Genomic DNA, 20727 nt, shown 5'->3' with positions numbered 1-20727 from the left:
TTCTGCCGTCTGTTTTTTTAGTGATGAGCTGTTCAGTGCAATAATAAGGGGTACAGTACGATGACTGATTTTTAAACTGCATATCATCTGTGTCGCATTTACTCATGGGTATTGGGTCAGGGAGAGAGAAGAATGAGCGCTATTTTAAAGCCTTTTTTATTGGCAATAACCCTGATGTTAATCTTAATAAGGCCTGGCTTTGCAACGGAGGATGGAGCGATAACCATGGTTAAAACCTACAGCGCTTATGACTATTTGCAGACCCGAGCGCGGTTGATGCACGCTGTCGCCGATCACGGTCTGGTGTTATTTGGGGAATTTGACCATGCCAGAGCGGCACAGAATGTTAACCTGAAAATGCCGCCGACAACGGTTCTGGTCTTTGGCAATCCTAAAGGCGGAACGCCTCTCATGCTGGCGCATCCCGAACTGGCGCTGGATTTACCGTTTCGGGTGCTCATTAGCCAGCAAGCCGATGGGCGAACGTTAGTCAGTTATCATCCCGCTGAAACGCTGCAACGTTATGGTCTTGATGCCGCAGATATACAGGCTTTGAAAAAACTGGAACAGCTCGTTGAAAAAAGTCTCCACTAAAGCTGAAAATCGGGCGATGTGTTTGCACGGGTGATGTCGCGAATAAATGCGCTCACATCGTCCATTACCTGATGCGACAAGGCGGCATCGAACGTGGCGCTATCAGCATCACAGAACCCGTGCCGCGCATCGTACATTTTACACTGCACCCGGGGGCGCTTTTCCAGCGCCTGTCGCATGGCGAGGGGATCAAACGCCGGCTCATAACGCGCGATAATAACCAGTGCCGGACAGAGAGGCGCAAGATGAAGGTACTGGCGTATACGGGAACCGTAATAGCAAATGACGCCATCGCATAACCCACTGGCTGCACTTAGCCATGCGAGCGTTGCGCCGACGCTATATCCTACGACGATTAGCGTCTCGTACTGCGTTCTGAGCTCGTGGAGTAATGTGGTAACGACGGCGGGATCAAAGCCGACATTTGCTGAAAAGTGACGGTAAGCCTCCTGCTGCTGTTCATAGCGAAAGGGGGTATGGTGAGGAAACAGCGCGGGAATATAGATGTCGAATCCGCGCGTCATCCATTCATGGCCTGCGCGTTGGATATGAGCGTTAATACCATAAATTTCATGCAGAATAATCGCTGCCCGGCGATGGCGGCTCGACAAACTGGAGGCGTTGCTTCCCCCGGATACGCCTGGGGCGAAAAACACGGTGTCTTTTATCATAACGCGTTCTTGATACAAAGAGAGCGGCTGGATTTTCGCCGATCACGCTATGTCAGAGACATTGTTCCTGTCAATGTACAGACACATTTTATGGCCTGATTTTTGGTTGATAAATTTTATATTGGTAAACCAATGTGCTGTTCATATTCAGGCATCAGAGCTAAAGGTGGAACATCAGTCGTGTATTGTCTACTGCCTTTCCTTTCATCTGGCCTCACTAGCGAAACGGGGCGCATTATTATTTTGTTGGTTGACCAGTTTCGCGTTTTTGGTGTGCTACGCGTGCTATCCCTCTTTACAAATGCTATAGTCTGATACCGGGAAATCGCATCGGACGGGCACGACCAATATGAAATCAAACACTTCTCAGCAAAGACCTTACCAGGAAGTGGGCGCAATGATACGGGATCTGATTGTTCAGACGCCGTACCGCCCCGGGGAGCGCTTGCCGCCGGAAAGAGAGATCGCTGAGAGGCTCAATGTGACGCGTACCGTCGTGCGTGAAGCGCTGATCATGCTGGAAATTAAAGGTCTGGTTGAAGTCCGCCGCGGCGCCGGGATCTACGTGCTCGACAGCGCGGATAATAACGAGATGGAAGGCGCTGACGTCAATCACTGTAATGACGCCGGGCCGTTTGAACTGTTACAGGCGCGTCAGTTGCTGGAAAGCAATATCGCTGAATTTGCCGCTCTGCAAGCCACCCGCGAAGACATCATTAAAATGCGCCAGGCGTTACAACTGGAAGAGCGAGAGCTCGCCTCCAGCGCGCCGGGCGGCTCAGAAAGCGGCGATATGCAGTTTCATCTGGCCATTGCCGAAGCGACCCATAACAGTATGTTGGTAGAGCTCTTCCGTCAGTCCTGGCAATGGCGTGAAAATAATCCGATGTGGCTCCAGCTTCATAGCCATCTGGGCGATACGCTTTACCGTAAGGAGTGGCTGGTCGATCATAAGCAGATCCTCGCGGCGTTAATTAAGAAAGACGCCCGCGCAGCGAAGCTGGCGATGTGGCAGCACCTGGAAAACGTGAAGCAGCGTCTGCTGGAGTTTTCCAATGTTGATGACATCTACTTTGATGGCTATCTGTTTGAGTCATGGCCGCTGGACAACGTTGATGCCTGATTATACCTGGAATAGCGTGGGCAGACCCAGTCCACGTTTTACTTCCTGTAACGTCTTTTGAGTGACCTCATGGGCCCGCTCGCTACCTTTTTTCAGTAATTCCATTAGCATTCCCTTATCTGCAATAAAGGTTGCCCGTCGTTCGCGTATGGGCGCGATCAGTTCTTGCAGGCAGGTCTCCAGCTCATTTTTACAGACACGGTCGCCTAATCCGCCTTGTTGATAATGTGCTTTCATCGCCGCGACTTTGGTTTTATCCGGATGGAACGCATCCAGCCACGTAAAGACGACGTTACCTTCTATTTTTCCCGGATCGCTAATTTTTAAATGGTTGGGATCGGTGTACATCGCGCTGACCGCACGGTGGATGGTCTCTTCGCTGGCGGAAAGAAGCAGGGTATTGCCGAGCGATTTCGACATCTTGGCGCTGCCGTCAATGCCTGGCAGACGGCCCGTATCGCTCAGGAGCGCCTGACAGGGTCGCAATATCGGCGAGGAGAAAAGACTATTCATCTTATGAACGATCTCATTCGTTTGCTCAATCATGGGCAATTGGTCGTCGCCAACCGGTACCATTTCGGCCTTAAAGGCGGTGATATCTGCCGCCTGGCTAATGGGATACGCCATGAACCCGACCGGCAGGGAACGGGTAAAGCCTTTTTGGGCAATCTCATTTTTTACCGTAGGATTACGCTCCACTCGGGCGACGGTAACAATATTCATATACAGCACCGTTAATTCGGCGAGGGCGGGTAACGCGGATTGCAGGCAGATCGTCGTTAGCGCGGGATCGATGCCGACGGCCAGATAGTCAGCTAACACTTGCGGAATATTATCGCGGATTTTTTGCGGATTACTGCCGTTATCGGTGAGTCCCTGCAGGTCGGCAATCAGGACATACTGTTGGTGATCCTGCTGTAGCGCGACGCGCTGGCGCAGTGAACCGACATAATGGCCGAGGTGCAGCGAGCCGGTGGGGCGATCGCCAGTCAGAATGATGGGAAGGGTGTTCATTAAGGACTCCTTTATGCTTACTGTAAAGCCGAAAGACGTCCCGAAACACAGTAGCCGCCTTTCGGCGGCTACTTAAAGAGGGATAGTGATCCGTGCCGCCTTCAGGAAGGCAGCCACCAGCGGAGATGACGTTGCGTAGCGTTGGATCGTTTCGTGTTCATGTGATCTAACGTATCACGACTAAACGTAAGGGTAAAGCGGCTGGCGTGTCGTCCGGGCATAAAGTCATATCGCCTGAACAGAGAACATGTTACTGACTTTGAAACGCGATTTTATAATTTGCTGCCCAAAAATACGTGGCGCTGAAAGGCGCATTTTTGATGCAAATCATTTATTACTGTGATAACACTGTGCGCGATAAAAACATTAAATATATTCACATAGTAAATATGTTCTATTGGAATGGTTGTTTTCGATATGACAAAAGTCTAAAAAGCCCATTGATGTGAAAAGGAATAAGAATTGTCTATATTCCGATTCTGTGGAATTAAGTAATTTCTCGGATAAAAATAAGAAATGATATTGATATTTCTTTTTTGATATGGTTCTTATAGCGGCTATGGTTATTCAGGAAACGATGCTTGAATGCCTGGCGTAATAGATTTCAGGTCAGTAGCGCTATTGTAAAATGGATTGTTGATGGCAGAAGGTATTTAGCAAGAATCCAGTTATAGCAGATTGTCGTATTTAATCTGGTATACAGAGACACCAACGAAATGGCTGGAAAATGGAACGTTCTTTCATTGTTGGCGTTCCGTCCTTGTCAGCCTGCTTTGCCGCATGATAATCACGGAGGGGGGATGGACGCCATCTATTTAAAACTGGACGGTATTGAAGGCGAAAGCCGGATCAAAGGTTTTGAAAACCAAATAAAACTTATTGCTTACAACCACAACCCGACAAAACGGGAGTCCGGCGAAGCGAGAGGGACATATATTGGAGGGTTGACGCTGACAAAGCCAGTCGATCTTGCTACGCCTGGCCTCTATGAGCACTATTGTAACGGGAAAACGGTGAAAGAAGGCGTGCTGACATTATGCCGTCGTGATAAGGGCGCAATGCTGCCATTTATTATTTATACGCTCACCAATGTGCGAATTTCACGCATGAGCAATCATGGCGACGCCGAAGGCAGCGCCACGGAGACCGTGGATTTGGTTTATAGCCATATTCGCTGGGATATTCCCGCATTAGCGTCGAAAAGCAAAACACGGCGGCCCCTTCACCGACAGGCGCTGTGGCGATGAGGACAAAACAAGCTTGCGGACTCGCAGTGGGCGATGCTGTATAGCGAAATGGCATTTAGCGGCTTGCGAAGGCTGATGAGCGCTCATGTAACCAATCGATTGCCTGAAAAGGCGATAACGCATGGCCCTTACACCCGTTATGATTTTTACGCATAGCCGCTAATAAAACGGCATTTTTTATATACACATCAAGTTGATAGTGTGTTTCTGACCTTGACGTAAATAAGCGGGAAAAGCGATGAAACACACCATTGGGATACTGGGGGGGATGGGACCTGCGGCAACGGCGGATATGTTGGAAAAATTTGTTGAATTGCGACATGCCAGTTGTGATCAACAACACATCCCGCTCATTGTCAGCTCTATCCCTGATATTCCCGATCGTACAGCATGTCTGTTATCCGGCGGGCCTTCGCCATACCGTTATCTGGAGCGTTATCTGCATATGCTGGAAGACGCCGGGGCGGAGTGTATCGTTATCCCATGCAACACTGCGCATTATTGGTTTGATGATTTACAGAACGTCGCGAAAGCGCGAATGATCAGCATCCTGGACGCTACCCTGGGGGATATTCCACCATCGGCGCGGCACGTTGGTCTGCTGGCGACCAATGCGACGCTGGCGACCGGGTTATATCAAAAGAAAGCGCTGGCGCGGGGGCTGACGTTAATTCAGCCAGAAGACGCGGGGCAGGCGTTGGTAATGCAGGCTATTTATACGCTTAAACGTGGCGATAAAACTGCGGCGCAAGCGCTGCTGCTGCCGCAAATCGATAGCCTTATTGCCCGTGGCGCTCAGGCAATTATTATGGGGTGTACCGAAATTCCGCTTATTGTGGCCGGACATGAACGCGCGATAGCGTGCCCGATGATTGATTCCACAGCGTCGCTGGTGCGCGCGGCGATTCGTTGGTATGAGTCCTGGCCAGACACCCGCGCCTCTTTGACCGGGGAGCAACGCCTTACCGCCTGAGGTGTTTACAGCGCGGCCTGAAGCCCACGCAGGTCGCGCCAAAATGTTTCGGCTACCTGACTCATGCGGGTATTCATGCGATAAGCATAAGCCTGAATCGGAATAACCAGTTCGTCGGCATCAAGCACTATCAGGCGCCCGTCGGTAATCTCCTGACGGATAGCATACTCGGGCAACCAGGCGATTCCGCAGCCGTCCATCGCAACCTGTTTTAACAATTCACTCATCGAAGAGACGAAAAATGTACTGAAACTCAGTTCAGCATGGCGAGTCAGAGTACGATTTATCAGCCGGCCCATATAGGAGTTCTGACTGTAATTAAGCAGGGGAAAGTGCGGCTGCTCAAGCGTATAGCGCGGCTCGCCCCGGCCATTGTTGGCGCAAACCGGAAACAGTCTCGACTCAAACAGGCGGATATTATCAAACGGCGCTTGTTGCAGGTTTTCATCGTGATAGGAAAAGATAAAATCGCTTTGCCCCTCACGTAACATATCCACCGCCTGGTCGACATCTATCGCCTCAACGGCGTAGGTAAACTGCGTCGGCATCTGCTTAACGATAGTCGGCAACAGGCCGAGGGAGAGCGAGTGGGCGGCGGCAATCTTGATTTTACGCAGCGTATAATCGCTGCCGCCGCGCAGTTCAGTCAGATTACTTTCCAGCTGCTGTAACAGGTGGCGAACCTGAGAGTGAAAGATTTTACCCTGTTCGGAAAGCTGTAGCGGCGAGACCTGTCGGTTAAACAGTTCAACGCCCACGGCATGTTCCAGGGCGCGAATCCGCCGGCTAAAAGCGGGTTGCGATACGTTGCGGATAATGGCGGCCTGAGAGAAATTGCGGCACTTTTCCAGCGTCAGAAAATCATACAGCCATTTTGTCTCAATATTGTGCAAACCTGCTCCAGTTACATCCATTTACCGTTATCCTGTCAGCCGCCCGAAGGGGCATTCTACGTCCATTCGGGCGGCTGACAACCGCTTATCCCGTCCTCTTTCAGAATGCCGCGATGGGGCAGCCTGAAACTAGCAGGAATTACGCCGGTTCAAAGGTACCTTTTACGCAGGCTTTCCCCTCATTGACCATGCGTTTGCCGCGCGCATACACCTGCTCAATGCGTAAATCTGCGCTAAAGACGAGCAGATCCGCATCGTGACCGGGACGGATTTCGCCTTTGCCGTCCAGACTGAGGAAGGCGGCTACGCTGGTTGTCAGCGGACGCAGAGCATCGGTCAGGCTGAATCCGTAGTGATTAACCAGCGTCTGCAACGTCTCCAGCAAACTTTCGAAGCCCGCGACGCCGATACCCGTCAGATTTCCGGCAGCGTCAAATAGCGGCTGGCTGCCGTTACCGTCTGAACTGAGCGTCACCCGGGAAAGCGGGACGCCGGCTTTTACCGCTCTGGCAATGCCCTCCGCCGGCGCGACGGGATCCGGGATACTGGTGGTAATGTCGATCACGCCGCCTTTAAGCGCAAACGCCAGCGCCTGCTCGAAAAGAGATTCGCTACGGTTGACGTGGGTAGGCAGCAGTTTACCGATCGGCACGTCGCTGTTTTCCAGGATGTCATACAGCGGCTGTAACCCTTTTTTGCTGCTGCCCATATGAAAAACGCTGACACCAGGTTTGCCCCCCAGCAGGCCGCCAACGCGTGATTCGGCGGCCATGCTGGCGAGTTGATTCCCGCTGGGTGCGGCGGAACGGTGGTCGGAGACTGCGCATTTCACGCCAATGACGCGATCGATCAGCGCGACGTCTTTTTCTACCGAGCCAGTAATGGTCGGCGACGGAACGTGATAAGCGCCCGTGAGCATCCAGGCGGTGATCCCCTCCTCATTTAGCGCTCGCGTTTTGGCTAACAGCGACGCGGGATGACGGCTGACGGAGTCGGTGCCAAGCAGGCCGACGACCGTTGTTATCCCGGCTTCCGTCAGGCGGCTCAGAGAGACTTCCGGCGTCCGCGTCGTCGGCCCCGCTTCGCCGCCGCCGCCGATCAGATGAACGTGTTGGTCGATAAAGCCCGGGCACAGCATACGGCCGCTAAGATTAATCACCGCACAGTCCGGTACGATATCGCCGGGGATGTCAGCGCCGACGGCAATAATTTTGCCATTCGCGAGTAGAACATCGCAGATGCCCCGGTCTTCTGGCGCAAACAGGTGCGCACCCTGTAACAAGGTAAACTCCGCGGCGGATAAATCAGGCATGATAACTCCTTATTAAACAATAAGCTGCATGACCCAGATCGACAGCAGCGCATTGATGGCGCAGACTGCGATAATATGCGGGTAATATTTGGCGTTGACTTCGGCAGTACCGAGACAGCGGCCGACATTCTGTACCGGGTTTCCCATCAGGTAAATGGCTGGCAGTAGTACGGTAACATCGTGGCCGCTTAGCGCACCGGCGGTAGCCAGACTGGCCGCCACGCCAACGGCGCCGCCCATACTCATCAGCGAAGCCAGAAGCACCGTAGCCGCTTCGCCGGGAAGCCCCCACAACGCCATCACGGGCTGGCAGATATGGCCTACCCAGTCGAGCAGACCGGTAATTTTCAGCGCCTGAATAATGACAAATGCCATGACCACATTGGGTAACAGGTTGGTCGTGGCGATGGTAAAACCGCGGCGTGCGCCATCGATAAACATATCCATGACATTCTTACGTACCTGAGTCGTCATGATTGGGCTCCTTGCGCAGGGTGACGGCGTTCTTCGATGTTAATCCAGACGCGCAAAAGGTTTGCGCCGATAAATTTGAATAGCAGAATGACCACCAGCGGAATGATGACTGACGTTCCCAGAAAGGCGAATACTGCAACGCCGGAGGAGAAATAGTTGGTGATAATAGCGCTGCCGCTGGTCTGCCAGGCGGCAAAAATCACTTTATCGCGTTCAGTGATTTCGCCTTCCTGCGCCAGTTCTTTGGTCATACCCGCCGCGGCGTCGGTATTTTGCAGGTTGGCGATCAGCGCCAGTGAGCAAATACCGGGAATGCCAAGCAACGGTTTCAGGATGGGCGTCATCAGTTGCTGTGCCGCCCGCAGACCGCCCAGTCCATCCGTAATCGCGATGATACCCAGAGAAAGGATAACCGACGGTGCCAGCTCCAGCGCAAAAAGGAAGCCATCTTTCGCGCCCGTTCCGCCCGCGCCGCGAAAGGTCTGCGTACCGGTCACATGTCCGAATGACCCGTTGAGTACGGTAAAATCAAAAACGCGCCACCAGCCTTCGCTTCCGGAAAATACGCCGGAAAAGAAAATAATGGTGAGAAAAAACGCCAGGTATCCCTTTATCCCGACCTTTTCTGTATCAAGCGGCATGGCCGCCCCGTCCACTTGTTGCGCCATAGCGATCCCCGAATTTTTTTGATGATGTGTTGGTTGTAGCCACAGGCCAAAAAGCCCGAAACAGAAAGACCTTATCAGTCATGAGGGTAAGGGCAAAATGCAAGTATGTATCGTACTATGCGTTTCTTGCATAGCAGCGCGAAAAATCACCATCCTCGCTACTGCCGGAGGCGCGGGGAACCGTGGACGGTATAACGCGAGGTAAAAAAGCAAAGAAACAGGTGTTGACGCAGGCCGGAGCTGGGAGCAGGAAAAAAGGAGAAATAAATTTGACGTTAGTCAATTTCACGCCACTTAATTATCGTTGTTAAAAAATAGGATTTTTTAACCTAAATTTTACTTTTTTACTGTAATTTTTCACGCCTTAAGAGGAATTGTCACGGTCAGGTCAGTAGCCGCTGATAGGTCAGCTTGCGCCCTAAGAATCCTACGGGCAGGTAATAAAAAACGAATAATCGAATTAATTTCATGATGTGATTTATTTATAATTGTGATGATTTGAGAGGCAGCGATAATCATCATAATGGAATATATAGCCAAAATAATTCGAGTTGCTTAAAGGCGGCAAGGGAGTGAGTCCCCAGGAGCATAGATAACGATGTAACTGGGGTGAGCAACGGCCCGTCAGGGCGAGGCCCATGGATGGGCCGGGTAATCCGTAGCCAACACAGAAGCCACTTGAGGTAGGAAGGGTATATAAAATAATAGGCAGATTAATAGCACTAATGACCATAGAATAAGTATAGTTTTTAGTGGCATCTTTACCCTGAAATAACGTGTTGAGGATGTGCTATTAAAAACAGATCCGCATTGCGCCGCGAATAGCATTAAAGATACAACCCGGTGCGGATAGCGCGGGTTTACTCTACCGCTTATTCACGTATCACAAACCGTTTTTGTTTTATCTGCTGCGCGGCGCTGATCAGCGCGGCAAAAAAGAGCGCCGCGGCGCCGCAAAGCGTGGCGTTGATAATTGCCGACGCGCCATTGCCTGACAGACTGGCGGCGAGCGGACCGAGAATTTGCCCAATACCATACGTTAGCGTCACCAGGCCTAACAAATTAATATTGCCCGGCGCGCTGAGTTGTCGGGCAAGCGGCATCACCAGCGAGGTTGTGCCCATAAACGTGGCGCCAAAACCAATACTGCTCAGTATTAACAGCAACAACGAGTCGCTGGCGAGAGACAGTAGCACGCAGGCGCTCTGGATCAACAGGTTCGCGGTCAGGCATGGTAGGACGCCCCAATGTTTTGCCGCCCACAGCCAGCCGAAGCAGCCGGGAATGATCGCCAGGCCGACCAACGACCAAAGGTGCGCCGTGAGTAGCGGAGAGCCCGCGCTTTTCGCCATCAGCGGCAAATAGGTGGCGACAATGATGTAGCCGAATCCGGCGAAACCGTACAACAGCGCCAGTTGCCACCAGGGCATAGGCTGATTTTCGATTCTTGCTAAGGGCGCAGGCGGCAGCGCATGAGCGCGGGGGGGAATCAACATTGCCACGATTAATAGCAATATACCGGCGAGCGCTCCGGCCCCCAGCCATAGCGAATGGGCCGAAAGCGCATAATGTAAACCGCCAATGACATATTCGTTGCCCAGTGCAATCCCGGCCCCGACGCCGGAAAAGAGCGCGGCGATCACAAACGGATGGCGGGTATGATGCAACACAATCATTGATCCAAAAATCATCATTCCCGCACTCGCGACGCCTGCCAGGAAGCGCACCAACATGACGACCGCGGGCTGAGTAAATATCGCCATAGACAGAATAAGAATACCGGTGGCGACCGCCGAAGCCAGCAGCATGGGGCGTAGACGAGAGGGGAGATGAAAAAGGCCAAAGGAAAACAGTAAGCTTCCCGCCAGGTACCCTGCATAATTGGCGCTGGCAATCCAGGAGAGTTGGTTAAACGTTAGCTGCTTTTCCGCCAGCATTACTGGCAGCATGGGCGTATACAGAAAGCGGCCAACTCCCATCCCCAGCGTCAATACCATCATACCGAAAAGCGCCGTAAAAATGGGATGGCGAGGTGAAGCGCTCTGAGCATGAACCATGGTTTTTCTCTTTGCTAAAGTAAGGCAGGAATGCCGGATTGTTGTTGTAAATGATAATAAAAAGTAAAATTAATGTTTCAAATTTGCAAGAAAAGAAAGTGAAGCGCAGGCGAATAGCGGATTGAGAAGAGGGGCATCGGTGGGAAATGGCATTAAATTAATGCCTCCCACGTGCGGGGTTTGGCAGTTAATCTGAACGAGAATTGCGCCTTCCCCTTCTTAGATACTGAGCAGTGCCGGTATTTGCGACAGTAAATATAACACCAGACCAATAGCGCCGCCGACCAGCGTGCCGTTCACGCGGATAAACTGCAAATCTTTACCGATATTAAGCTCAATCTGCTGCGACATATCGCGCGCATCCCAGCCTTTTACGGTATCGCTGATGTGGCGCGTCAGGAAGGCGGCGAATTCCGGCGCGACGCGGTGCGCGGCCTGTTCCAGATGACCGTTAAGCGAGGCGCGTAATGCGTCGTCGGCGATCAGCGTCTCGCCAAACCATTGTCCGGCATGAGCGATGCGCTGCTTCACCTTCGAGTCTTCGGCGTTGATATCTGTTTTTAACCACTGGCGCAGATCCGCCCAGATCTCGCCGAGATAACGGTTAAACGCCTCATCTTCCTTCAGGTAACTTTTAATGTTTTCTGCCCGGGCAGCCATTTCCGGATCATGTTTAAGTTTATCGATCAGCCTATACGTCGCGCGATCGAAGGCATGACGAATCTGATGCGCGCGGTCGTGACTGATATCATCCAGCAGAGAATTTACCGCGTCGGAGACCAGTTCAGCGCTGTGTTCTCCCAGCCATTCGGTCGGCAGAATCTTCGCTTTTAACGGATGCTCGGTTTCCAGCCAGCGTATGATCTGTCTGGCGATAAATGTTCGGGAGCTGTCACGCTGTAACAGGGCGATAAGCTGGGCGATCAGCGTATCGAGTAACACCTGGTGACGATCGTTTTTGGTCATGCTTTCCAGCATCAGGGCGCTGGTGCCGGAAAGATCCACTTTATCAATCGCCTTATGTACCGCTCGCTTGAGCAGCCGCTGAATACGGGCGTCATCGGTCAGTTCCAGAAAGCCGCTCATAATTTGCAGCAGATGCTGCCCGACCCGGCTGGCGTTGTCCGGCTGGCTGAACCAGTTTCCGATAAGCAGCGCGGGTTCATGGCGGCGGATTAGCGCGATCAGCGACTGCGTATCAAGGAACTTCTCCTGCACAAATTGCCCAAGATTTTCGCCGATTCGGTCTTTATTACGGGGAATAATCGCCGTATGTCGTGAAATAAACGGAATGGGAATGCGGCGAAACAGCGCCACCACGGCAAACCAGTCCGCCAGCGCGCCAACCATCGCCGCTTCGGCAATAGCTTTTACGCCCAGCACCCAAAAACTGGGCGGCAGGAAAAGCGTGGTCACAAACGTCGCGGCGGCTATCAGCAACAGTGAGAGCGCCAGGCGTTTGGCGCGTTTGAGTTCGGCGATTTTATTCATAGGGTTAAGGATAGAGCCAGACGGCAGGAACGTGCAAAAAACATCAGGTTATCCTTTGCCGGATAAGCCTCTATCCGGCAGAGTGTTTACTTCTCAGCGGCCAGTTCTGCCGCCTCATGCTGGCGCACGCGCTGTAATAATGTCGCCAGGGTGAAGACCACGATCACCCCGGCTACCGCTGCCAGCAGGTGAAACGGCAGTCTCCCGCCGTGAAACCACAGCCAGCGGCCAACTTCGACCGACACCGCCATCACCGTCAGAATCACCATGTTCAGCGAGGCCGAAACCGTCCCTTTTGGCAAGTTGTTGGAGAAAAGCGTGAAGCGAAACAGCGTCGGGAAAATCATGCCAATGCCGAACGCGTACAGGCTGGTGCCCAGCACAGACCAAAGCCAGACGTGCGGCAGAAGAAGATTACCGAGGAGCAATGTCGCCAGCCCGCTTAACTGGATTGGTACGGCGCGCCAGATAAAACGCGGTCGGGTCGGATCTTTCACCAGGCGCACAACGATCATATTGGCCACGATCACCGCGCCGAATACGGGCACCTGCGCCCAGGCGAATTGCGAAGTACTCATCCCGCCGGCATCGATCAGGATCACCGGCGACACCGCCACCCAGCTCATCATCGGGATGTAGCTCAACGACAGCGTCGCCGCCCCGGTGAGAAAAATCGGGTTGCGAAACACATTACGAAAATCGCACAGTACGCTCACCGCGCTGAACGGCACCGCGCCGCGTTGCACCGTTTCTGGCATCGCCAGCAGCAGGCCGCACAACGCCAACAGTCCCATCACCGCAATAATACCGAACAGTACCTTCCAGTGAACGAAGTGCATCAGCGCGGCGCCGGAGAGCGGGCCGATAACCGGAGCGACCAGCACAATGGAGGTAATAATCGCCATCAGCTTAATGGCTTTGGTTTGACCGAAGGCCTCCTGTACCGTGACGTAGCCGACCGTTGCGATAAAGCAAATGCTGGTGCCCTGCACAAAACGGGCAACCAGAAACTGCGTCATTGAGGTCGTCAACAGCGTTGCCGCGCAGGCGAGAGTAAAAATTAATGCGCCTGCAATCAGCACTGGCCGGCGGCCAATCCTGTCGGATAGCGGCCCCAGAAGCCATTGCAACGCCATTCCGCCTGCCAGATAGAGACTGACCGAGGCCGGCGCAAGACTGACGTCAGCGTTAAAATCGCGCACGACGTAAATGATGCCAGGCTGAATCAGATCCGTCGTCAGATAGGCGGCAAAATCGTACAAAATCAGCGCCATCGGGAAAAATAACGTTGTGGCGCGTTGGGAGAAAAACTGAATAATCCGTTGCATAAAAAATGCGCTCCATGTCGGAGAACCCTATGATGGGACAGCGAAACTCAATACCGTCATCGTGACGTCAGGCAGGCGATGGAAACAGCGGCTGCGGATGTACTGAATTTCATGTAATCAAAAACGCTGCCGGTGAAAACACAGACAGGAAGAGACGCGTTCTGAATCTCGTCAGAACGTGTGGCGATTACAGATAACAATCAGCACATCACACCTCGGGAAATTTACGTTGCACGGAAAATATACACATTAAGTGTAATTAAATTTTGATGTTAATCAAAAGAGTTTGTCTGGTTAATAAAGATAAAGGCAGGGCGCGCAGACTGGCATTTTGCGTGTTCAGTTCCGAAAAAGCATATGCATTACAGATAACAGGATTTATCTTCCGTCGCGCCTCGCAATGCTGAAAAGGTACGGATGAGAAAGGAATTTTCAGGAGGTAGAGTCGCAGCTTCCTGGTTTGGGGTGACGGAGCGCCATGAAAAAATCGACGACCTCAACACCGCATGATGCGGTGTTTAAAACCTTTTTGCGCCACCCGGAAACCGCCCGCGATTTTATGGAGATTCATCTGCCGGTGTCGTTACGCCAGCTTTGCGACCTGCGGACGCTAAAGCTGGAACCCGGCAGTTTTATTGAAAAAAATCTGCGAGCCTATTATTCCGATGTGCTTTGGTCGCTGAAAACGCGCGAGGGCGACGGTTATATTTACGTCGTGATTGAACATCAGAGCACGCCGGATGCGCATATGGCGTTTCGGCTGATGCGGTATGCGATGGCGGCAATGCAACAGCATCTGGATGCGGGGCATAAGCATCTTCCGCTGGTGGTGCCGATGCTGTTTTATCACGGTGTTGATAGCCCGTATCCTTTTTCGCTGTGCTGGCTGGATGAGTTTGCGAACCCGGAAGTGGCAAGAAGACTCTATGCCGCTGCCTTTCCGCTGGTCGATATTACGGTGGTATCGGATGATGACATTATGCAGCACCGCCGCATTGCGCTGCTGGAGCTCATCCAAAAACATATCCGCCAGCGGGACCTGCTGGGACTGGTTGAACGGATTGCTTCGCTGTTAGTTACTGGTTGCGCTAATGACAGGCAGCTTAAAGCGCTGTTTAATTATCTTATGATTCAGCACGGACATACACCTCGTTTCACCACGTTTATTCGTGATGTGGTAGGGCATGTCCCGCACACTAAGGAGAGACTGATGACGCTGATAGAGAGGATCCGCGCAGCGGATCGCAGAAAAGGGGAACGGCAAGGGAGACAGCTCGGTCTGGAGGAAGGATTAGCAGAAGGATTAGAAAAAGGGCTGGAAAAAGGTCAGCATGTTGCCGCATTGCGTATCGCCAGACAGATGCTGGCGGACGGACTTGACCGCGAGACTGTCCAGCGGTTCACCGGCCTTACGGCTGAAGAGCTTCAGGATGTTAGCCACTAACGCGGTTCCAGTCTGAATGTTGCAGGCCCGGTGCCCACCGGGCAACGCTCTCTATAATTATCGCTGATAACCTCACGAATATACCGAACTTTACCGATAGCGCCAGCCATCTCTACTACCCTTATTGTTCTGAGCGGCATTTCCGGCTGCCTTAATGACGATAACAAGGAGACATGTGATATGGCTTACCAGACAGTGAATCCTGCCAATAATCAGCTCATTAAAGAGTACCCCCCGCACACGGACGCGGATATTGAAGCCGCGCTGCAAAAAGCTGACGCGCTCTATCACTCCGACTGGTCCAGGGGAGAGATTGACCAACGTTTGCCGGTACTGCATAAGCTGGCTGACTTGATCGACAGCCGTGTTGAAGAACTGGCAAAAATCGCCAGCCAGGAGATGGGCAAGCTCATCGAGCAGAGCCGTGGCGAAGTCAAACTGTGTGCGCAGATCGCTCGCTATTATGCGGATAACGCGAAGCAGTTTCTTGCCCCGGTGCCTTATAAAACCGAGTTTGGCGACGCGTGGGTAGAACATCATCCGATTGGCGTCATCATGGCCGTTGAGCCGTGGAACTTCCCGTACTATCAGTTGATGCGTGTGCTGGCGCCGAACCTGGCCGCTGGTAACCCGGTGCTGGCGAAACATGCCAGCATCGTACCGCACTGTGCCGAGACGTTTGCCCATCTGGTGCGTGAAGCCGGCGCGCCGGACGGCGCATGGACCAACCTGTTTATTTCCTCCGATCAGGTGGCGAATATCATCGCCGACCCGCGCGTGCAGGGCGCGGCGCTGACCGGATCTGAAAAAGCGGGGAGCGCCGTGGCGGCACAGGCGGCGAAGCACATTAAAAAATCGACGCTGGAACTGGGCGGGAACGATGTGTTCGTCGTGCTGGACGATGCCGATCTTGAGAAAGCGGTGAAAATTGGCGTGCAGGCACGGCTCACTAATGCGGGGCAGGTATGTACGGCGGCGAAGCGCTTTATCCTGCATGAGAAAATCGCCGATCAATTCCTCAGCCAGTTCACCGAGGCGTTCAGGAAGGTGAAGGTGGGGGATCAGATGGACGCTTCTACCGAACTGGGGCCGCTGTCGTCGAAAGATGCGCTGGAAACATTGACCAGACAGGTCGAGGAAGCGGTGAAAAATGGCGCGACGCTGCACGTTGGCGGCAAGCCGCTGGAAAGCAAAGGCAACTTCTTTGAGCCGACCATTCTGACCCACATTACGCGTGACAACCCGGCGTACTTTGAAGAGTTCTTCGGCCCGGTGGCGCAGATGTATGTGGTGAAAGACGATGACGAGGCGGTAAAACTCGCCAACGATTCCCACTACGGCCTGGGCGGCGCGGTGTTTAGTCAGAATATCGAACGCGCTAAACGCATGGCCTCCCGGATTGAAACCGGGATGGTTTATATCAACTGGCTGACCGACACCGCAGCGGAGCTGCCGTTCGGCGGCGTTAAGCGTTCGGGCTTCGGACGCGAGCTATCGGATCTGGGGATTAAGGAGTTTGTGAACCAGAAGCTGGTAGTGGTGCGCCGCTAATCCCTGTTGCCCCTCTGAAATCGGGAGGGGCCTGGCTTTTTGCAGCGAAGGACGCGGATCTTAAATCAGAACGAAATAAGCGAACAAAACCCCCTCAATTGCCCTCCTTATTTATCCACGTTGCACTAACCGTGCTTTTTATCCCGGTATTGTTTGTACAGACATTCATGATGCCCGCATTTTCTGTTCTATGCGGAGGCCGGTATGGAATTTTACGAGAACCGCCCCAGACAACCATTCATTGGCTTTGTGCAGCTCAGACGGGCGCTAAAAAGGTGGTGGCTGCGTAAGCGAGCCTGTCAGGCGCTGCGACGAATGAGTGACGAGCAGTTAAGGGATATTGGGTTGGAAAAGAAGGATGTGGAATAACAGATAAGAGCCAGTAAAACTGGAAAGGCTGGATAATCTTATCTTAACCTCTCCAGTAGGCGGGTATCCTGGAACGCTAATTTTCCTGCCAGGCTTTCTCGATCAGCAGTTTGGCTTTATCCAGATCGTGTTCGTTACGCACAATCAATTCGACGTCGCCGGTTCCCCAGTGGCCAATATGCGTGACGTCCCGGCTAAATCCTTCTTCAAGCTGGATATGCTGTGGATTGATTTTCAGCCACAGGCGTAGGTGTGGGTCGGTCACGGGATAAACGGCTACGCACAGAAAGTTGCGAATGAGGCGGAAGGCGTCATAGAGCTTAAGCTCTTTAAACTGAACCTCATCACTGAGTGACAGCACATAACTTTTTAGCTGTTCATATAATGAAAGCAGCGCGGGAGAGGCCGAAGAGAGCTGTTCGCGCTGCGTGCGGGTATGGCGTTTACCGCTGCTGACGGAACCGTTCGCGATGATGTACTGAGGGCTATTTTCGACCACGGCGTTAAACAATTCCAGCATTAACAGGTCGTCGGCAAAAAGCTTGTAGCGAATCAGGTTGATATTGCGGTTGATTTGCTGAACGGCATGTTCGTCGTATTTATTAAAATCGGCGGCAATACAGATTAACCGTGTGCCGGACCAGTCAATGACTTTGGCCGCGGTTTTACTTATTTTCTCCATCACCAGCAACTGAAATTCCGCTTTATGATCGAGCAGCCAGTCGAGATAAAAGAGCCCTTGGTTAATGACGTTTTCATTGCTGTGGCGTTTATATTCAATAATCACCGGGCAGTTATTTTCGTCGAGGCCGAGGGAATCAATTCGTCCACGATGGTTTTTACCCGTGCGGTATTCGGTCTCGAGAAAGCGGACGCCAAGGAATGTTTCCATATGGGATTCGATCAGCATTTGCAGATCTTTTTCAATGGCTGCGGCTTTGCCCGGCAGTTCTTGTACTTTCCCGCCACCGAGGCGGAAAAGCTGGATATCGCTCATGGATCCCTCCTGTCTTTCATATTACCGGGTATGATACTGCACAGAGTAGAATCAGAAAGCATAAAATTGAGTCTGAGGATATGTTATTTGTGGTAATTTATTAATTTGAAAAGAGAAAATGGCAGGAGCGCCAGAATGAGTACGTTTGACACGACGAAAATTGCTTTAAAAGATATCCTGGGGCAGATTACTGATGGACGGGTACAGTTGCCTGATTTCCAGAGAGGGTGGGTATGGGATGATGAGCATGTCCGGTCTTTGCTGGTTAGTATTGCCCGTTCTTTTCCCGTTGGTGCGGTTATGCTGCTGGAGACTGGGGGAGAAGTTCGCTTCCAGGTGCGTCCCGTTGAAAATGTAGAATTGCAGAAAACCGAGCCTGAGATGTTGATTCTGGATGGCCAGCAACGTTTAACGTCCTTGACTCAAGTCCTGATGCTGGATACGCCCGTTAAGACTTTTAACGAGAAAGGAAAGCAGATAGACCGTTTTTATTATATTGATATTGAGGCCGCTCTGGACAATAGGCTTGATGAAGCTTTTATTTCTGTTGAAAAGTCTAAAAAAGTAACGATGAATTTTGGTCGTGATATAAAAACTTTTGTTAACTCATTTGGGGAAACGGTTGAAATGGATTTTTCTACCGTGCAAAAAGAGTGCGAAGCATTATTTTTCCCTTGTAACCAAATTATCAACTCTGATGCATGGGAAAGTCATTTATATAAGTGTTCACAAGAAAAGTTTTTCACTTATATGCAGTTCCGTGAAAAAATTCTGAATGCCTTTAGGAACTATTTGCTGCCTGTTATCAAATTGGGTAAATCAACTAGCAAAGAGGCCGTTTGCCTGGTGTTTGAAAAGGTTAATACCGGTGGTGTTCCACTATCCGTATTTGAACTGGTGACCGCCAGTTTTGCGGCTGATGGGTTTAATCTTCGGGATGACTGGTTTGGCAGTAATTTGCGTCAAAAATTTGGCCGCCGAAATGTACTGAATAAAGAAGCTATCCTACAGGGCGTAGAGCCGACAGACTTTTTACAGGCTATCAGCATATTGAATACGCTAAAAAAACGGCGTGCCGATCTGGCCGAAGGGAAGACAGGGAAATCAGTTACTGCAGTAAGTGCTAAACGTGTTTCAGTATTAGCGCTTTCTCTTGAAGATTATCATTGCTGGGCCGACGATGTGGAAAAAGGCTTCTTACTTGCCGCTAAATTTCTCCATCATGAATGTTTTATGCACTCATGGGATCTTCCTTATCGTACGCAGCTTGTGCCGCTGGCGGCAGTATTATCGCAATTACAAGGCAATTGGCTGGAGCCCAAAATTTATGACAAACTGGCGCGCTGGTTCTGGTGCGGTGTCCTGGGGGAACTGTACGGCGGCGCGGTAGAAACACGTATCGCAAACGATGTGGAAGAGTTACTAAACTGGATTGAGAGGGACGGTGAAGAACCGCGTACCATTTATGAAGCATCATTCCAGCCCGGGCGTTTATTGACGTTACGCTCCCGATTGAGCGCCGCGTATAAAGCGCTAAGCGTGTTGATCCTACGCAATGGCGCTCAAGACTTTTTCTGGAAGTCGACTATCCAGAAGCTGGATTTTGGTGAGATTGCACTCGATATCCACCATATTTTCCCTAAGATATGGTGTGAGAATAATAATGTTAGCCCAGCGGTGTATAACTCTATCATTAATAAAACGTCAATCTCCTATAAGGCCAATCGAATGATTGGTGGGAGATCTCCGGCTGAATATCTGTCGCAGATCCAGACGCATCCGCAGGTAGGTCTGGAGAATGCCGAGATGGATGCGATCCTACGCAGCCACTTTATTGAGCCTTCGCTGTTACGGCAGGATAGTTTCGAGGCATTTTTTGCCGATCGAAAAAAACAATTGCTGAAATTGATCGAAGCGGCAATGGGGAAAAATATTAGTCAGGATGATGTTGCTGAATTAGAGACAGCAACAGACGAGATTGATGTCTGATACTGCAACCCAGGTACGAATTAAATCGCACTTGGGTTTCCTGCCTATTTAGAAGAAATCACGCGGATAAACGTTTGAACTTGCTTTTGTTTACGTACTGACAGCTTGCTTACTTGCCGTAAAGACTCAACCAGCTCAGGCTCTGGTGGTTTCACGGTCAGTACAATGCAGCCTTCCATCACCTTAATATCCATTTTGCTGCCGGTGGTAAAACCAGCGGCTTCCAGCCACTGGCCTTTTAGGGTAATGGCGGGGATACGGGTGTATTCCGGGTAGCGGCTCGCATAACTGACGGTGGCGGCGCGGTTATTTGTCGGGGAGACTTCTGGATCGGTGAATTCTGCAATAGAATGCGGGGTAGTCATGGTCTCTATTCCTTTTCAATAGGGATTGTGATTAGCGAGGCGCTCGTGTTGCAGCACGGGCGTCTTGCGAAAAATACCTGTACATAACATCAGTGAATAGAAGGAAAGTCCAGCTGAAAATGAATGAAAATAACGGCGCGGATGAAGGGAAGGATTATTACTGGTGA

Annotated in this window: 20 protein-coding genes; 8 read left to right on the top strand and 12 right to left on the bottom strand. The window is 51.6% G+C overall.

Features of this window, described 5'->3' with window-relative positions:
- Positions 1-132: 132 nt before the first annotated feature.
- Positions 133-594, top strand: a complete 462-nt coding sequence (locus ABVN44_RS07065; protein WP_023231489.1) for a DUF302 domain-containing protein — start codon at positions 133-135, stop codon at positions 592-594.
- Here ABVN44_RS07065 and ABVN44_RS07060 read toward each other — a convergent pair.
- On the bottom strand, positions 591-1265 hold the full coding sequence (locus tag ABVN44_RS07060) for a dienelactone hydrolase family protein (protein ID WP_000588698.1): 675 nt from the start codon (positions 1263-1265) through the stop codon (positions 591-593). The two genes, ABVN44_RS07065 and ABVN44_RS07060, sit on opposite strands and share 4 nt — an antisense overlap.
- 349 nt (positions 1266-1614) lie before the next feature.
- Here ABVN44_RS07060 and uxuR point away from each other — a divergent pair, with 349 nt between their 5' ends.
- On the top strand, positions 1615-2388 hold the full coding sequence (gene uxuR / locus ABVN44_RS07055; protein ID WP_000841654.1) for a Uxu operon transcriptional regulator: 774 nt from the start codon (positions 1615-1617) through the stop codon (positions 2386-2388).
- On the opposite strand, the gene trpS is transcribed toward uxuR, so the two are convergent.
- On the bottom strand, positions 2389-3402 hold the full coding sequence (gene trpS, locus ABVN44_RS07050; protein WP_023231488.1) for a tryptophan--tRNA ligase: 1014 nt from the start codon (positions 3400-3402) through the stop codon (positions 2389-2391). It lies immediately after the preceding gene.
- A 716-nt stretch (positions 3403-4118) separates the two neighbouring features.
- On the opposite strand from trpS, the gene ABVN44_RS07045 reads away from it, so the two are divergent.
- Together ABVN44_RS07045 and ABVN44_RS07040 are read left to right on the top strand one after the other, a co-directional pair.
- Entirely contained in the window at positions 4119-4649 is a 531-nt protein-coding gene (locus ABVN44_RS07045) for an Hcp family type VI secretion system effector (RefSeq protein WP_000907671.1), read from the top strand.
- A gap of 238 nt (positions 4650-4887) precedes the next feature.
- On the top strand, positions 4888-5622 hold the full coding sequence (locus ABVN44_RS07040; protein ID WP_000683247.1) for an aspartate/glutamate racemase family protein: 735 nt from the start codon (positions 4888-4890) through the stop codon (positions 5620-5622).
- A gap of 5 nt (positions 5623-5627) precedes the next feature.
- On the opposite strand, the gene hypT is transcribed toward ABVN44_RS07040, so the two are convergent.
- The 7 genes from hypT to mdtM all read right to left on the bottom strand — a co-directional run bounded on the left by hypT (position 5628) and on the right by mdtM (position 13845).
- A complete protein-coding gene (hypT, locus tag ABVN44_RS07035) occupies positions 5628-6536 on the bottom strand; it encodes a hypochlorite stress DNA-binding transcriptional regulator HypT (protein WP_000383509.1) in 909 nt (302 codons plus the stop codon).
- Between the two features lie 118 nt (positions 6537-6654).
- Positions 6655-7827: a beta-aspartyl-peptidase gene (gene iadA, locus ABVN44_RS07030; protein WP_021294479.1), complete on the bottom strand. Its 1173-nt coding sequence runs from the start codon at positions 7825-7827 to the stop codon at positions 6655-6657.
- Positions 7828-7839: 12 nt separating this feature from the next.
- The gene (locus tag ABVN44_RS07025; protein ID WP_000211979.1) at positions 7840-8301 is read right to left on the bottom strand and encodes a YjiG family protein; all 462 of its coding nucleotides are present in this window, start codon (positions 8299-8301) and stop codon (positions 7840-7842) included.
- Positions 8298-8969, bottom strand: a complete 672-nt coding sequence (locus ABVN44_RS07020) for a nucleoside recognition domain-containing protein (protein WP_000068752.1) — start codon at positions 8967-8969, stop codon at positions 8298-8300. The genes ABVN44_RS07025 and ABVN44_RS07020 overlap by 4 nt, the downstream gene beginning before the upstream one ends.
- Before the next feature lie 872 nt (positions 8970-9841).
- Positions 9842-11026 carry an MFS transporter gene (locus ABVN44_RS07015; protein WP_000233266.1) on the bottom strand — a complete coding sequence of 395 codons (1185 nt, stop codon included), beginning with the start codon at positions 11024-11026 and terminating at the stop codon, positions 9842-9844.
- 219 nt (positions 11027-11245) lie between these two features.
- Positions 11246-12517: a DUF445 domain-containing protein gene (locus tag ABVN44_RS07010; protein WP_001033037.1), complete on the bottom strand. Its 1272-nt coding sequence runs from the start codon at positions 12515-12517 to the stop codon at positions 11246-11248.
- A gap of 86 nt (positions 12518-12603) precedes the next feature.
- Positions 12604-13845, bottom strand: coding sequence for a multidrug efflux MFS transporter MdtM (gene mdtM, locus ABVN44_RS07005; protein ID WP_052908358.1), 1242 nt, complete (start codon positions 13843-13845; stop codon positions 12604-12606).
- A gap of 478 nt (positions 13846-14323) precedes the next feature.
- On the opposite strand from mdtM, the gene ABVN44_RS07000 reads away from it, so the two are divergent.
- Together ABVN44_RS07000 and ABVN44_RS06995 are read left to right on the top strand one after the other, a co-directional pair.
- Positions 14324-15289: an Rpn family recombination-promoting nuclease/putative transposase gene (locus ABVN44_RS07000; protein WP_000749991.1), complete on the top strand. Its 966-nt coding sequence runs from the start codon at positions 14324-14326 to the stop codon at positions 15287-15289.
- A gap of 180 nt (positions 15290-15469) precedes the next feature.
- Complete coding sequence (locus tag ABVN44_RS06995; RefSeq protein ID WP_023231487.1) at positions 15470-16840, top strand: NAD-dependent succinate-semialdehyde dehydrogenase; 1371 nt, start codon at positions 15470-15472, stop codon at positions 16838-16840.
- A gap of 94 nt (positions 16841-16934) precedes the next feature.
- Here ABVN44_RS06995 and ABVN44_RS06990 read toward each other — a convergent pair whose 3' ends face one another.
- Positions 16935-17078, bottom strand: a complete 144-nt coding sequence (locus tag ABVN44_RS06990) for a hypothetical protein (protein ID WP_001595639.1) — start codon at positions 17076-17078, stop codon at positions 16935-16937.
- Between ABVN44_RS06990 and yjiS the strand changes: the two genes are divergently transcribed.
- Positions 17045-17209, top strand: coding sequence for a DUF1127 domain-containing protein YjiS (yjiS, locus tag ABVN44_RS06985; RefSeq protein WP_000397916.1), 165 nt, complete (start codon positions 17045-17047; stop codon positions 17207-17209). The two genes, ABVN44_RS06990 and yjiS, sit on opposite strands and share 34 nt — an antisense overlap.
- A 76-nt stretch (positions 17210-17285) precedes the next feature.
- Here yjiS and ABVN44_RS06980 read toward each other — a convergent pair whose 3' ends face one another.
- A complete protein-coding gene (locus ABVN44_RS06980; protein ID WP_023231486.1) occupies positions 17286-18206 on the bottom strand; it encodes a DUF5655 domain-containing protein in 921 nt (306 codons plus the stop codon).
- Between the two features lie 135 nt (positions 18207-18341).
- Between ABVN44_RS06980 and ABVN44_RS06975 the strand changes: the two genes are divergently transcribed.
- The gene (locus ABVN44_RS06975; protein ID WP_023231485.1) at positions 18342-20195 is read left to right on the top strand and encodes a DUF262 domain-containing protein; all 1854 of its coding nucleotides are present in this window, start codon (positions 18342-18344) and stop codon (positions 20193-20195) included.
- Positions 20196-20239: 44 nt separating this feature from the next.
- On the opposite strand, the gene symE is transcribed toward ABVN44_RS06975, so the two are convergent.
- Entirely contained in the window at positions 20240-20560 is a 321-nt protein-coding gene (symE, locus tag ABVN44_RS06970; RefSeq protein WP_001736427.1) for an endoribonuclease SymE, read from the bottom strand.
- Positions 20561-20727: the final 167 nt, after the last annotated feature.

It is taken from the genome of Salmonella sp. SJTUF15570, assembly GCF_043357055.1.
GTDB classification, from domain to species: domain Bacteria; phylum Pseudomonadota; class Gammaproteobacteria; order Enterobacterales; family Enterobacteriaceae; genus Salmonella; species Salmonella enterica.
The sequence above is the reverse complement of the archived record's forward strand: the minus strand, read 5'-3'. Positions and strand labels throughout refer to the sequence as shown.